This is a genomic window from Ornithinimicrobium cavernae (genome assembly GCF_003121625.1).
In the GTDB taxonomy this organism is placed as follows: Bacteria; Actinomycetota; Actinomycetes; order Actinomycetales; family Dermatophilaceae; genus Ornithinicoccus; species Ornithinicoccus cavernae.
The window spans coordinates 1-13,544 of sequence record NZ_QDDJ01000013.1 but is presented as its reverse complement, the minus strand read 5'-3'; the positions used below and the strand labels follow the sequence as shown (position 1 = coordinate 13,544).

At 70.5% G+C, this 13,544-nt stretch carries 14 protein-coding genes; 11 read left to right on the top strand and 3 right to left on the bottom strand.

Going from position 1 to position 13,544, the window contains the following annotated elements:
• Positions 1-60: 60 nt before the first annotated feature.
• From DA085_RS14955 to DA085_RS21030, 5 genes are all read left to right on the top strand, one after another.
• The gene (locus DA085_RS14955) at positions 61-843 is read left to right on the top strand and encodes an electron transfer flavoprotein subunit beta/FixA family protein (protein WP_109473788.1); all 783 of its coding nucleotides are present in this window, start codon (positions 61-63) and stop codon (positions 841-843) included.
• Positions 844-871: 28 nt separating this feature from the next.
• Positions 872-1,831, top strand: a complete 960-nt coding sequence (locus DA085_RS14950) for an electron transfer flavoprotein subunit alpha/FixB family protein (protein ID WP_109473787.1) — start codon at positions 872-874, stop codon at positions 1,829-1,831.
• Between the two features lie 348 nt (positions 1,832-2,179).
• Positions 2,180-3,382, top strand: coding sequence for a cysteine desulfurase family protein (locus DA085_RS14945; RefSeq protein WP_419866515.1), 1,203 nt, complete (start codon positions 2,180-2,182; stop codon positions 3,380-3,382).
• On the top strand, positions 3,382-4,479 hold the full coding sequence (mnmA, locus tag DA085_RS14940; protein ID WP_109473786.1) for a tRNA 2-thiouridine(34) synthase MnmA: 1,098 nt from the start codon (positions 3,382-3,384) through the stop codon (positions 4,477-4,479). The genes DA085_RS14945 and mnmA overlap by 1 nt, the downstream gene beginning before the upstream one ends.
• Positions 4,476-4,655 carry a hypothetical protein gene (locus tag DA085_RS21030; RefSeq protein ID WP_154402217.1) on the top strand — a complete coding sequence of 60 codons (180 nt, stop codon included), beginning with the start codon at positions 4,476-4,478 and terminating at the stop codon, positions 4,653-4,655. The genes mnmA and DA085_RS21030 overlap by 4 nt, the downstream gene beginning before the upstream one ends.
• Before the next feature lie 104 nt (positions 4,656-4,759).
• On the opposite strand, the gene DA085_RS14935 is transcribed toward DA085_RS21030, so the two are convergent.
• Positions 4,760-5,713: a LacI family DNA-binding transcriptional regulator gene (locus DA085_RS14935; RefSeq protein ID WP_109473785.1), complete on the bottom strand. Its 954-nt coding sequence runs from the start codon at positions 5,711-5,713 to the stop codon at positions 4,760-4,762.
• 141 nt (positions 5,714-5,854) lie between these two features.
• On the opposite strand from DA085_RS14935, the gene DA085_RS14930 reads away from it, so the two are divergent.
• Genes DA085_RS14930 through DA085_RS14910 form a run of 5 tightly spaced genes read left to right on the top strand, consistent with a single transcriptional unit; the run spans position 5,855 to position 10,700 of the window.
• Positions 5,855-6,676, top strand: coding sequence for an ABC transporter permease (locus DA085_RS14930; RefSeq protein WP_109473784.1), 822 nt, complete (start codon positions 5,855-5,857; stop codon positions 6,674-6,676).
• A complete protein-coding gene (locus DA085_RS14925; RefSeq protein WP_109473783.1) occupies positions 6,673-7,470 on the top strand; it encodes an ABC transporter permease in 798 nt (265 codons plus the stop codon). Before DA085_RS14930 ends, DA085_RS14925 begins: the two co-directional genes overlap by 4 nt.
• Positions 7,467-8,504, top strand: coding sequence for an ABC transporter ATP-binding protein (locus DA085_RS14920; RefSeq protein ID WP_109473782.1), 1,038 nt, complete (start codon positions 7,467-7,469; stop codon positions 8,502-8,504). Before DA085_RS14925 ends, DA085_RS14920 begins: the two co-directional genes overlap by 4 nt.
• A gap of 31 nt (positions 8,505-8,535) precedes the next feature.
• Positions 8,536-9,612 carry an ABC transporter substrate-binding protein gene (locus tag DA085_RS14915; protein ID WP_109473781.1) on the top strand — a complete coding sequence of 359 codons (1,077 nt, stop codon included), beginning with the start codon at positions 8,536-8,538 and terminating at the stop codon, positions 9,610-9,612.
• 2 nt (positions 9,613-9,614) lie between these two features.
• Complete coding sequence (locus DA085_RS14910) at positions 9,615-10,700, top strand: adenosine deaminase family protein (protein WP_237565549.1); 1,086 nt, start codon at positions 9,615-9,617, stop codon at positions 10,698-10,700.
• A gap of 75 nt (positions 10,701-10,775) precedes the next feature.
• On the opposite strand, the gene DA085_RS14905 is transcribed toward DA085_RS14910, so the two are convergent.
• On the bottom strand, positions 10,776-11,399 hold the full coding sequence (locus DA085_RS14905) for a DUF5701 family protein (protein ID WP_109473780.1): 624 nt from the start codon (positions 11,397-11,399) through the stop codon (positions 10,776-10,778).
• A 325-nt stretch (positions 11,400-11,724) separates the two neighbouring features.
• Here DA085_RS14905 and DA085_RS14900 point away from each other — a divergent pair, with 325 nt between their 5' ends.
• A complete protein-coding gene (locus DA085_RS14900; RefSeq protein ID WP_109473779.1) occupies positions 11,725-13,251 on the top strand; it encodes a multicopper oxidase family protein in 1,527 nt (508 codons plus the stop codon).
• A gap of 47 nt (positions 13,252-13,298) precedes the next feature.
• On the opposite strand, the gene DA085_RS21185 is transcribed toward DA085_RS14900, so the two are convergent.
• The coding region (locus DA085_RS21185; protein WP_202619263.1) for a hypothetical protein at positions 13,299-13,544 on the bottom strand (246 nt) is incomplete at its 5' end.

The following is a 13,544-nucleotide window of genomic DNA, read 5'->3' as shown; positions in this document are numbered from 1 at the left end:
CGGGGCAGTGCAAAGATGACCACCAGGTAACCACCCGCCCCCAACGATGAGGATCGAGACGTGAACATCGTCGTGTGTGTCAAGTACGTGCCGGACGCGCAGTCCGACCGGTCGTTCGAGTCGGATTTCACTACGGACCGGGAGGCCGTGGATGGTCTGCTCTCGGAGCTGGATGAGTATGCCGTTGAGGCGGCTCTGGCGTTGAACGAGGCTGGGGAGGGTGGTGAGGTGACGGTGTTGACGATGGGGCCGGAGGACGCGGCGGACGCGATCAAGAAGGGTCTGCAGATGGGCGCCGACAAGGGTGTGCATGTGCTGGATGAGGCGATCGCTGGTTCGGATGCGGTGGCGACGTCGTTGGTGCTGGCCGAGGCGATCAGGAAGGTGGGGCCGGTGGATCTGGTGATCACGGGTCTGGCCTCGACCGATGGGGCGATGAGTGTGGTGCCGGCGATGCTGGCCGAGCGGTTGGGGTTGCCGCAGGTGACGTTTGCCTCGGAGCTGACCGTGGAGGGTGGGGTCGCGCGGATCCGGCGCGATGGTGACACGGCCTCGGAGACGATCGAGGCGTCGTTGCCGGCGGTGGTGTCGGTGACCGACCAGATCAACGAGCCGCGGTATCCCTCGTTCAAGGGGATCATGGCGGCGAAGAAGAAGCCGGTGCAGACCTGGGGTCTGGGTGACCTGGGGGTGGATGCCTCGCTGGTGGGGTTGGCGGCGGCGTGGACGACCGTGGAGGGTGTGCAGGCGCGTCCGCCGCGGGCGGCGGGTGAGGTCGTGACCGATGAGGGGCAGGGCGGTCAGGCCCTGGCGCAGTTCCTGGCCTCCCGTAAGTTCGTCTGAGTCCGACCAGAGAAGAAGGAGAGACATCATGGCTGAAGTGCTTGTTCTGGTCGACCACGTCGACGGGACCGTCCGCAAGACCACGGCTGAGCTGTTGACCGCGGCGGCCCGTCTGGGTGAGCCGTCCGCGGTGTTCGTCGGGGCCGGGTTCGAGACCGCGCAGGCTGCGTTGGCGCAGCATGGCGCGGTGAAGGTGTACCGGGTGGATGACCCGGCGGTGGTCGATCACCTGGTCGCCCCGACCGCTGAGGTCCTGGCCCACCTGGTGGGTCAGGTCAGTCCCGCGGCGGTGCTGTTGCCCTCCTCCCCGGAGGGCAAGGAGATCGCGGCCCGGTTGGCGATCAAGACCGAGTCCGGTCTGGTCACCGACGCGGTGGACGTCCAGCCCGGTGAGGGTGGCGGGGTGCGCACGGTGCAGTCGGTGTTCGCGGGCAGCTACACGGTGACCACCTCGGTGACCAAGGGGTCCCCGATCGTGACGGTCAAGCCGAACTCGATCCCGGTGGTGGAGGCCCCGGCCGCCGCGGCGCAGGAGACGCTCACCGTGCCGTTGTCGGAGCAGGCCACCGCGGCCAAGATCGTGGAGCGCAAGGAGAAGGCGGCCTCGGGTCGGCCGCAGCTGACCGAGGCCGCGATCGTGGTCTCCGGTGGGCGGGGCACCGGCGGTGACTTCGGCCCGGTCGAGGCGTTCGCCGACGCCCTCGGTGCCGCGGTCGGCGCGTCCCGGGCCGCGGTCGATGCCGGCTGGTACCCGCACGCCAACCAGGTCGGCCAGACCGGTGTGCAGGTCTCCCCCCAGCTCTACATCGCCGCCGGCATCTCCGGAGCCATCCAGCACCGCGCCGGCATGCAGACCTCCAAGACCATCGTGGCCATCAACAAGGACCCCGAAGCACCCATCTTCGAACTCGTCGACTACGGCATCGTCGGCGACCTCTTCCAGGTCCTACCCCAGGCCACCCAGGAGATTCAGGCCCGCAAGGGCTGACCCAGCCACACGGCATACGGCCCGGCCCGGCCCGGCCCCAGAGCTCACCCGAGTTCTGGGGCCGGTCTGTCTGCGGGTCCGGGTCAGGGAACTGGTTGGGGCTGGGTCGGCCGTCGAGGACCCTGGTTCGCCGTGGTGGATGCCGCCAGGGCCTGGCTGCGCGTATGCCGAGTGGTCGCCAGAGTGCACAGGGCACCGGGGCCGAACCTCCCCAAGAAGGGTGATCTGGCGGTCCGAACCTCCCCAAGAACGGTGATCTGGCGGTCCGAACCTCCCCAAGAACGGTGATCTGGCGGTCCAAACCTCCCTCAAATTTGGGGGAGCCTGCACCGGTGGGATGATAGGTCAGTGCTGGATGCCCCCGCCTATCTCGACCATGCCGCCACGACCTCGACACTTCCCGAGGTCATCGAGGCAGTCGTGGAGCAGATGGGCAGGCTGGGGAACGCCAGCTCGCTGCACGGTTCGGGGCGCGACGCCCGACGGGTCGTCGAGGAGTCGCGTGAGTCCATCGCCGGCGACCTGGGGGTCCGTCCCTCCGAGGTGATCTTCACCTCCGGCGGCACCGAGTCGGACAACATGGCGGTCAAGGGCACCTGGTTCCAGAACTACGAGAACGACACCGGGCGTGACCTGCTCATCGTCAGCTCGATCGAGCACCACGCGGTCCTGGACGCCGTGGAGCACCTCGTGCTGGAGCACGAGGCGGAGGTCGCCTGGCTCGAGCCGGACGCCCTGGGCCGGGTCGCGCCGGAGGCCCTGGAGGCGTCCCTGCACGAGCACGCCGACCGGGCCGCGCTGGTGAGCGTGATGTGGGCCAACAACGAGGTCGGCACGGTCCAGCCGGTCGCCGAGCTCGCGGCCCTGTCCCGGGAGCACGGGGTGCCCTTCCACACCGATGCCGTGCAGGCCCTCGGTCAGGTCCCGCTGCCGCTCGGCGACGTCGGCGCCGACCTGGTCGCGCTGACCGGGCACAAGATCGGCGGGCCCATGGGCGTCGGCCTGCTCGTCGCGGGGCGGGACCAGAGCCCGGTCCCGCTGACCCACGGTGGCGGTCAGGAGCGTCAGCTCCGCAGCGGCACCCTCGACACCCCTGCGATCGCGGGCCTGGCGGTCGCGGTCCGCCTGGCCGTCGCCGAGCAGGAGCTCAGCGCCAAGACGATGATCCAGCTGCGTGACCGGCTGATCCAGGGTGCCCTCGCGCTGGACCCCACGATCGAGGTGAGCGGTCCGTGGGAGCCGGGTGACGGCATACGGCGGCTGCCCGCCAACGCCCACCTGCGCGTGCCGGGGTGCGACGGCGACTCCCTGCTCTACCTGCTCGACGCCGCCGGCGTGCAGTGCTCGACCGGCTCGGCCTGCCAGGCCGGTGTGCCCCAGCCCAGCCACGTGCTGCTCGCGATGGGGGTCGAGGAGACCGACGCCCGCGGTTCGCTGCGGCTCACGCTGGGCCGCACCTCCACCGACGCCGATGTGGACGCCTTCCTCGCGGCGCTGCCCGGCGCCGTCGACCGCGCGCGCCGGGCCCGGGGCGCGACCAGGAGGGCCTGATGCGGGTCGTCGCCGCGATGAGCGGCGGGGTGGACTCGGCGGTGGCCGCTGCACGCATGCTCGACGCCGGCCACGAGGTGGTCGGGGTGCACCTGGCCCTCAGCCAGTCGGCCGCCACGCTGCGGGAGAGCGCCCGTGGCTGCTGCACCATCGAGGACGCCGGTGACGCCCGCCGCGTCGCGGACCGTCTGGGGATCCCGTTCTATGTCTGGGACATGGCGCAGCGGTTCAAGGAGGACGTCGTCGAGGACTTCGTCGCCGAGTACGCGGCCGGGCGCACCCCCAACCCGTGCCTCCGCTGCAACGAGAAGATCAAGTTCGCCGCGCTGCTCGACAAGGCGCTGGCGCTGGGCTTCGACGCGGTGGCGACGGGCCACTACGCACAGATCGTGGAGGTGCCCGAGGGCACCGGGGTGCGGCGTGAGCTGCACCGGGCGGTCGACATGGCCAAGGACCAGTCCTACGTGCTCGGAGTCCTCGACGCCGAGCAGCTGGAGCGGTCCTTCTTCCCGCTGGGCGACACCACCAAACCCCAGATCCGCGAGGAGGCTGCCGCGCGCGGCTTCTCGGTCGCGAAGAAGCCGGACAGCCACGACATCTGCTTCATCGCCGACGGCGACACCCGCGGTTGGCTGGCCAGGCGTCTCGGCGAGCAGCCGGGCGAGATCGTGGACACCGACGGCACGGTGCTGGGGGAGCACGGCGGCTCCTTCGGCTTCACCGTCGGACAGCGCAAAGGTCTGGGCCTGCGGGTGCCGGCCGAGGACGGCGCGCCCCGGTATGTCGTGGAGACCCGGCCGCAGACCAACACGGTCGTGGTGGGCACCGCGGAGCTGCTCGGCGTGGACGAGATCACCGGCGACCACGCCCGCTGGTGCGGCCCTGCCCCGGAGGGCGTCGTGTCGGTGGGCGCGCAGGTCCGCGCCCACGGCGAGGAGATCCCGGCGACCGCGTGGGCCGAGGGCGACGACGTCCAGGTCCGGCTGACGCGCCGCATCCGTGGGGTGGCACCCGGGCAGTCCGTGGTGCTCTATGACGGCACGCGGGTGGTCGGCTCGGCGACCATCGCCTCGACCCAGACGAGCAACAGACGGTGAGTATGCCGGGGGGCTGGCTGGAGGAGGGCCGGCGCAGCGATGTCGTGATGGCCGCGGGGGCGGTGGTCGGTGTGGGGGCAGCCCTGGTGCTGCGCGCCTGGTACCCCCGGGCGCTCATCGAGGGTTCGCCGGGAGCGACGCGCAGGTCCTCAGTCAGCGGATGCGTCGAACCGTGACCGGCCACAGCGTCCTGGCGTTCGGCTTCCACATCCTCGCGGCAGTCGTCAGCCTGCTGCTGCGCTGACATTCCCGACGGCGGGGCGGCGTGCGCCAGCGCCGGTCAGGGCTGTGGCCAGCTCACCGGCACCGGCAGCCGCTCCGCTCGCGGGCCGCCGCCCAGACCGTTGATCAGGGCGGCCAGGCGTGACATCGCACGTCTTCCCAGGGCCACTCCATCGACATCGACCATCGGTGCGCCGGGAACACCGACCACCGCCAGGCGGCCCTCGTCGTCCGGGTCCAGTCGCCAGGAGGCTCGCCCCGCACGATGCAGATTCAGCAGGAGCCCAAGCCCCAGGTCGGTGGCATAGGGCAGCACCACCGAGGCCTCGAGGGCGAGCACCTCCTCGGTCACCCCGGCCCCCGCCTCGAAGGTGGGCAGCAAGGGCCCGAGCACCTCCAGCTCGACCTGGCTGCGCCCAGCTGCCGCGGCGACGGCCTGCTCCCGTTGGGTGTTCTGCCAGGTCCGGTCCGGGCCACCGATGTAGATCAGGCGGGTGTGCCCCTCCCCGACCAGCGCGTGGACCAGGCGGGCGAAGGCCGAGGCGGTGTCCGCCGTGACCGAGTCCACCCCGTCCAGCTCCCGATCGACCAGGATGGTGGGCTTGAGGCCGGCCAGGTGCGCGATGGTGGCGTCCGCCGCGCGCGGGGCCACGATCAGCATGCCGTCCACCTCGCGCGCCAGCCGCTCGAAGCGCCGCAGGTCCTCGCTCGACTCCAGGGCATTGACCGCCACGGTCAGCTGCAGGTCGTCCTCCGCCGCACGGTCCTGGGATCCACCGATGATGGGTGTGAAGAACGCGTTGGACAGGGTCGGCACCACCAGGGCGACGATGCCGGAGCGGCCCCGAGCCAGCCCCCGCGCGGCCCGGTTGGGCACGAACCCCAGCTCGACGGTCGCCTCGAGCACCCGCTCGACCGTGGCGGGTGCCACCAGCGCCGGCGTGCTCAGGGCCCGGGACGCCGTCGACTTCGAGACTCCCGCACGCGCAGCGACATCGGACAGGGTGGCCACTGGTCGTTCTCCTCACGATGAGACGGGCGAGACGCCCGCACCCCGGCGTCTGGTTTAGTATCCCATTGAATGAAACCGGTTGTGGGACCGGTTTCATCTGCGACCAAGACCACCCATGGACCAGAGTGCAGCGAGGACACGATGCGAGGACGACGGCTAGCGTGGCTGCTGGTCCCCGGCCTCGTGCTGCTCCTGGCGGGCTTCCTGATCCCGTCGGTGATCATGGTGTTCGCCCCGCCCGACACTGCCGCGGCCGAGGTCTTCGCCCGGCTCGCCCAGATGCTGACCGACCCCTACGACCTGGCGATCATCGGCCGCACCCTCGGCCTGGGACTGATCGTCACGATCGCGTGCGTGGTGCTCGGCTTCCCGACGGCCTACCTGCTGGCCCGGTCCAGCTCCCGCTGGTCCGGGGTGCTGCTAGCCATCGCGATCTTCCCGCTGCTGCTCTCCAGCGTCGTGCGCACCTTCGGGTGGTTGGTAGTGCTGGGGTCGCAGGGCGCGCTGGCCCAGGCCCTGGTCGCGCTCGGCGTGGTCAGCGAGGCGCCGCAGCTGCTCTACACACCGCTGGCGATCGTGCTCGGCCTGCTGCAGCTGTTCCTGCCCCTGGCGATCGTCGCGTGCTACTCCGCGCTGGCCCAGGTGGACGCCTCCCTCGATGACGCCGCCCGCGGCCTGGGGGCCGGGCGGGCCCGCACCTTCTGGACCATCGTGGTGCCGTTGTCCTGGCCGGGTGTGGTCGTGGCGGCCACACTCGTGTTCGCCGGGTCGGTCACCGCCTACACCACGCCCTACCTGCTGGGCGGCTCCCGACAGCGGATGCTGTCCACGCAGCTCTATACCTACTCCAGCACCACGATCGACTGGGCCGCGGCCAGCTCGATCGCCATGGTGATGACGGTGCTCGTCTTTGCCGTCTCCGCGATCTCCAGCCTGATCGGGCGGAAGGCGAGGGTGGAATGAGGAGTCGTCGACCGGTCGTGGCCTCGCTCGCGGTGCTCGGCTACGTGGTGATGATCGTGCCGCTGGTGTTCATCGTGATCACGGCCTTCACGTCCGGGTCCACGCTGCGCTTCCCGCCCGAGGGGTGGTCGCTGCGCTGGTTCTCCGAGGCCCTGGCCTACAAGCCGTTCATGACCTCGCTCGTCTCCAGCCTGCAGCTGGCGGTGCTGTCGGCGGTCTTCGCGCTGCTGCTGGGGGTGCCGGTGGCGCTGGCGATCCATCGTGGCCGGCTGCCGGGCCGCTCCCTGCTGGAGGGCCTGTTCCTCTCCCCGCTGATCGTGCCCGAGCTCGTGGTCGGCCTGGCGCTCTACCAGCAGTTCATGATCGGGCTCGACCTGGACAACCTGTCCACCCTGCTGATCGGGCACACCGTGCTGATGTTCCCGTATGCCGTGCGCGTCACCGGAGCCTCGCTGGCGCTGATGGACCCGGCCGTGGAGGACGCGGCCCGCGGTCTGGGCGCCTCCCCGCTGCGCACCTTCTTCACGGTGACGCTGCCCCTGCTGCGCCCCGGGCTGTTCTCCGCAGGGCTGCTCAGCTTCATCACCTCGTTCAACAACGTGCCCCTGTCGCTGCTGCTGCAGAGCCGTGACTTCCGGACTCTGCCCGTGACGATGCTCGACTACGTCCAGCAGAACTACACCCCGATCGTGGCGTCCACGTCGGTGCTCATCCTCGCCGGCACCGTGGTGATCGCCATCATCGCCGAGCGCACCGTGGGGTTCGCCAAGATCTTCGGAGGAATCAACGCATGAGCGCGAGCACCACCCAGACCGGGACGCCGGCCGCCCAGTTCCGGGCCGTGACCCAGAAGTTCGGCGACTTCACCGCCGTCGACGCCATCGACCTGGACATCCCCGACGGCAAACTGACCACGCTCCTGGGTCCCAGCGGGTGCGGCAAGACCACCAGCCTGCGGATGCTCGCGGGTTACCTGACGCCGACCAGCGGCACCATCACCATCCGCGGCAGGGACAGCACCCGGATCCCGCCGGAGAAGCGCAACCTGGGCATGGTCTTTCAGTCCTATGCCCTGTTCCCGCACATGAGCGTGGCCGACAACGTGGCCTACGGCCTCAAGCTGCGCAAGGTCGAGAGCGCCGAGCGGACCCGCCGGGTGACCGAGGCCCTGGAGATGGTGGGCCTGGGCCACCTGGCCGGCAGCCGCCCCAAGCAGCTCTCCGGAGGTCAGCAGCAGCGGGTGGCGGTCGCCCGCGCGATCGCGATCCGCCCTGACCTGCTGCTGCTCGACGAGCCACTGTCCAACCTGGACGCGCGCCTGCGCCTGCAGATGCGCAGCGAGATCCGTCGTATCCAGTCCGAGACCGGCCTGAGCGTGGTGCTGGTGACCCACGACCAGGACGAGGCGCTGGAGATGAGCGACCAGATGGTGCTGATGAAGGATGGTCGGATCCAGCAGCAGGGGGCCCCGCACGAGGTCTTCGCGGCCCCGGCCAACCACTTCGTGGCGGAGTTCCTGGGCTATGAGAACTTCATCCCCGACGGGCACGGTGCCGAGCTGACGGTGCGACCCGAGCACCTGGTCGTCACCACCGAGGCCCCGCAGACCGACACCACCGGGGCACTGTCCCTGGCCGCGACCGTCCTCGACGTCGCCTACCGGGGTGTGGACGTCCTGATCACCGTCGAGGCCGCCACGCCAGGCGGCGAGACGGTGCGCCTGCTCTCCGACACCCGCGCGGCCGGGGCACCCGACCTGCGCGCCGGTGACCGGGTGAGCGTCCAGGCCCCCGAGGCGCACCTGGTGCGCCTTCCCCTGAAGTCCTGACCCTGCCCAACCCCCTCGAAAGGACCACCTGATGTCCACCCTGCACCGCCACCGCCGCTCTCTGTCGATCGCTCTGGCCGCGACCACGGCCGTCTCCCTGGCCGCGTGCGGCTCTGGCGGCGGTGAGGAGGCTGGCAGCTCCGACACCCTCGTGGTGTCCACCTTCCCGTTCGGGGTGGAGGAGTTCACCGAGGCCGTTGTGGACCCGTTCACGGAGGCCACCGGCATCACGGTCGAGCTGGACACCGGCTCCAACGCGGACCGGCTCTCGCGGCTGAAGCTGGAGGGCGAGGACTCCGGCATCGACGTGATGCTCATCTCGGACACCTACGCCGGCATCGCCGACGAGGAGGAGCTGTTCCAGGAGGTCACCGCCGAGGACGTGCCCGCGCTCGGTGACATCGCCGACTTCGCGATCGACGAGGCCTACTCGGGCCCCGCCTACAGCTACCAGCTCAACGGCGTGCTCTACAACACCGACGAGCTGACCGCCGAGGAGGCCGCGTCCTGGGAGCTGTATGCCGACCCGGCCCACAGCGGGCGCGTCGCGCTGCCGGACATCGCCGTCACCGCAGGTCAGCTGACCGTCTCCGGCGTCGCCGCGACCTATGGCTCCGGCCCCTACGACGTGGACACCGCCTTCACCACCATGGCGCAGTGGGCCCCCAACGTGCTGCAGTTCTACTCCTCGACCACCGAGTTCACGAACCTGCTCACCCAGGGCGAGGTGGTCGGTGGCGTGGCGCTGAACGGTTTCGCCACCGACCTGATCGCCGCCGGCGAGCCGATCGCCTGGACGCCGCCGGCCGAGGGCCGCTTCATGGCCACCAACCGGGCGATGGTCCCGGTCGGTGCACCGAACGAGGACGGCGCGCACCAGTTCATCGACTATCTGCTCTCCGTGGAGGCCCAGCAGGCCTCGGCCGAGCTGGTCGGCGACCTGCCGGTGAACCTGGCCGTGGAGCTGCCCGAGGAACTCACCGCGGTCGTCGGTGATGTCGCGGCCGACCCGACCGGCGCGGGCTACGCCACGCTCGACCCGACCGAGATCGTGCCGAACCGGACCGAGTGGGTCGAGCGGTTCGCACGAGAGGTGGTCGGTGGCTGAGCATGGCTGACGAGCTCACCCCCTTCCTGACCGCCCTGCCCAAGGCAGACCTGCACTGCCACCTGCTGGGCACGGTGCGGGCGGACACGTTCGCCGAGCTGGCACGCCGCGAGCAGCTCGACCTGCCGGAGGCGCCCGAGACGATCTTTGCCTCGATCAACTCCCGCCCGCCGGACCCCGAGCTGTATCGCAGCACGCGGATCCCGATGCCCCAGGGCAGGTCGGCCGACGAACCGGAGACTTCCTACTCGCTGTTCCAGGTCTCGGAGTGGGTGCGGGAGGTGCTGCGGGACGCGGATGACCTGACTCGGATCACCTACGAGGCATTCCAGGCAGCGCACGCTGCGGGCACCTGGCACCTGGAGGTCTCCTTCGACATGGTCCCCGAGCACCTGGCCCACCTGGGGTATGCACGCTGGGTGGAGGCGCACGCCGAGGGGATCCGGCTGGCCGAGCGGGACTTCGGGATGACCGGCCGGCTGCTGGCCGCCATCGACCGCAGCGGCACGGGGGAGGAGGCCCTGGAGTGGGTGCGCACGGTGACAGCGCACCCGCACGAGTACGTGGCCGGCATCGGCCTCGACAACCTGGAGACCGCGGGGCCGCCGGAGCGTTTCGCCGACGCCTACCGGCTCGCCGGGCAGGCCGGACTGGGGCGCACCGCGCACACCTCCGAGCACGTCCCCGCGGCGCGCAACGCCGTCACCTGCCTGGACGTGCTCGGGTGTGACCGCCTCGATCACGGCTACTTCGTGCTTGAGGACGACGCGGTCGTGGCGCGGATGCGTGAGGAGCAGGTGGCGTTCACGGTGGCCTCCACCACCTCGCGGAGGTCGTGGCGTCCGTGGCGCAGGGCATCCATCCTGGCGATGCTCGAGGCCGGGCTGAACGTGTTCCCGTGCAGCGATGACCCGGGCATGTTCCCCACCACCGTGCTGGCCGAGTACGGCATCCTGGCCGAGGCCGGGGTGCCAGTTCAGCGGCTCACCGAGATGGCGCGGGCCTCGTTCGTGGCCAGCTGGCTCCCCGAGCCGCAGAAGGCCGAGGTGTTGAACCGCTTCGACGCCCTGGTGGATTCCCTGCGCTGACGCCGCGCCGATGAGTTGACGCCGCGCCGATGAGTTGACGCCGCGACGATGAGCTGGCGCCACGCCGATGACAGGTCAGGTGTTGCGTGCACCGACCGAGGCGATGCCCAGCCAGGTGTGCCGGTTGCCGGCCCAGCACCACCCGACCTTCGGGGCGTTCCTGCGGGCCGCGCCGTCGCGCCCGGTGCCGTTGCTGATCCACAGCGCCGGGACCCGGGCGTCGAGCTTGCCGGGGCGCGCGGCCGGCTTGCGGGAGCCGGTGGTCATGAAGCAGTGGTTGCGCTCGATGACCGCGGGCACCTGCAGGGCCCAGGCCAGGCCCTCACTGACCGTCATGAGGTCCCGGTCCCTGGCCCGGATCTGTGGGGCGACCTCGTCCGGGCTGAGGTTCGCGTACTCGTCGCCGCGCTCCGGGGCCGTCACGGCATACAGGTCAGCTTCCGGAACCTCGACCCCTGGTGCCGGGACGAACTCGGCCAGGTCGGTCAGGTCCTCGACCACGAAGCCAGCGTGGTCCCCCAGGCGCAGCAGCGGCGCGAGCAGCGCGGCAGGAGTGTGTCGCGGATGCAGGACGAGCAGGTCTCCGGTCAGGTCCGCCGGCAGGTCGGGCACCTCGAGGCCGAGGCTGACCAGACGCTCGTGCTGGTCGTGGAGGGATGGCAGGGACTCGACGGGCACGGGGATGGACTGGGCGGACATGCGGCTCCTCGGGTCGGGGCGTGGTCCACGGGCCGAGGGGGTCCTCGGGCCGGGCCCGGCTCAACGCATCCGGCCGGGCCGGCATTCCCGGGAGCGGCCAGCCAGTCGGCGACGCTGCCGCGGCGGGCGGCCACGAGTACACCCGAGTTCGTGAGGACCGGCGAGGGGATGGGGTCGGTGCGGGCGGCACTGGCCTCGTGGGACTGGGGGAGCTCCCTGATCGGTCCCTGAGAGGGACCCTGAGCGGACCCGCAGACCCGGCCATTCGGCATACGAGCAGCTCCATCGTGGAAGGGAACACGTTCTCGTCCACCCAGGAGTCACCATGTCCCGCCGGCGCAGCCGCAGCTTCCTCTCGATCTTTGTCCGTGTCGTTGCCGTGGGCGTCGGCGGCGTGAACCTGCTGGTCGCCGGTCTGCTCGGCGCGGTGTGGCTCGCGTTCAGCCCGACCGACACCGTGGGTGACGTCGCGTTCGACGCCGAGCTGACCGTCCCTCCCCTGGCCGAGTCGACGACCGACGAACAGGGCCGGACCGTCTTCGACCTGACCGCGCAGCAGGGGAGCCACGACCTGGGCGAGGGCACCGTCGAGACGTGGGGTTTCAACGGCGACTACCTCGGGCCGACGCTGCGGGCGGAGCGTGGCGAGGAGGTCCTGGTCAGGTTCCACAACGAGCTGTCGGAGACCACCACCGTCCACTGGCACGGCATGCACCTGCCGGCGGCGATGGACGGTGGTCCGCACCAGGACGTTGACCCGGGGGAGACGTGGGAGCCGACGTGGACGATCGACCAGCCCGCGGCCACGCTCTGGTATCACCCGCACCCCCACGGCGAGACCCAGGACCACGTGAGCCGCGGCCTGGCTGGCATGTTCATCCTGGACGACCCGGCGCAGTCCGTGGAGCTCCCGTCGGAGTACGGCGTCGACGACCTCCCGATCATCGTCACCGACCCCACGAGCAAGCGGGGACAGGTTGACACCGACAAGGAGTTTGGGGAGCGGGTCCTGGTGAACGGGATCGAGGGGCCGTATGCGGAGGTACGGACCGAGTTGGTCCGGCTGCGGTTGCTCAATGGGTCCCCGATGCGGGTCTATGAGTTCTCCCTCGACGACGGATCGCCCCTGGTGCAGATCGCCAGCGACGGCGGACTCCTGCCCGAGCCGCACGAGACGACCAGCGTGCGTCTGTCGCCCGGTGAGCGGGCTGAGGTGCTGGTGCGACTCGAGCCGGGGGAGACCCGGGTGCTGCGGAGCGTCGACCCCGACCTGGGGCAGAACTTCATCAACGAGCGTTTCAACGGGGGCGAGGACCGCTTTGACGTGTTGCAGCTGCGGGCTGCCGACCAGTTGGCGGACTCGCCGGACGTGCCGGAGGAGCTCGCACCAGGCATCGTGGAGCACGCGGGCGCCCCGGACGCCGTCGACCGCACCCGGGAGTTCCGGCTCAGCGGTCGCAGCATCAACGGTGCGCAGATGCGGATGGAGCATGCTGACGAGGTCGTCACCCTCGGGGACACCGAGGTGTGGGAGGTTGTCAATACCGGCGGCGAGGTGCACTCGTTCCATGTGCACGATGTCCAGTTCCGGGTCCTGTCGGTCGACGGTCGCGAGCCGCCCCCGGAGCTGTCGGGACTGAAGGACACGATCCTGGCCGAGGACGGCGTGACCTATCGGTTGCTCATGACCTTCACCGACTATGCCGACCCGACGATGCCGTACATGTATCACTGCCATCTGCTGAGCCATGAGGACCGGGGAATGATGGGCCAGTTCGTCGTGGTGGAGGAGGGGGACGAGCCGGCCCTGGCCAACCACGCTGAGCACCGGGCGCACGGTTCGCACGGGTAGACGCCTTCGAGGAGATCTACGACGCGCTCCTGCGCCCCGCGCAGCCATCAGAACGGTGGTGGGGCGTCGGGGTCGTGTGTCCAGGGGGTGGTCGGGCCGTCGCTGCTGGGTGTGGCGGTCGTGCCGCCGGTGCCGTTGCTCATCGTGGTCGCGGTCGCCGTGTCGGTGCTGTCGGTGTCGTCGGTCGTGCTGGACGCGTGGTGGCGGTCGTGTTCGGCGCGGGTGGTGTGGGGGTCGGGGTGGTAGGTGCGGCGCCCGTTCTGGGGGGTGTGGGTGAGGGTGATCTGGTCCCA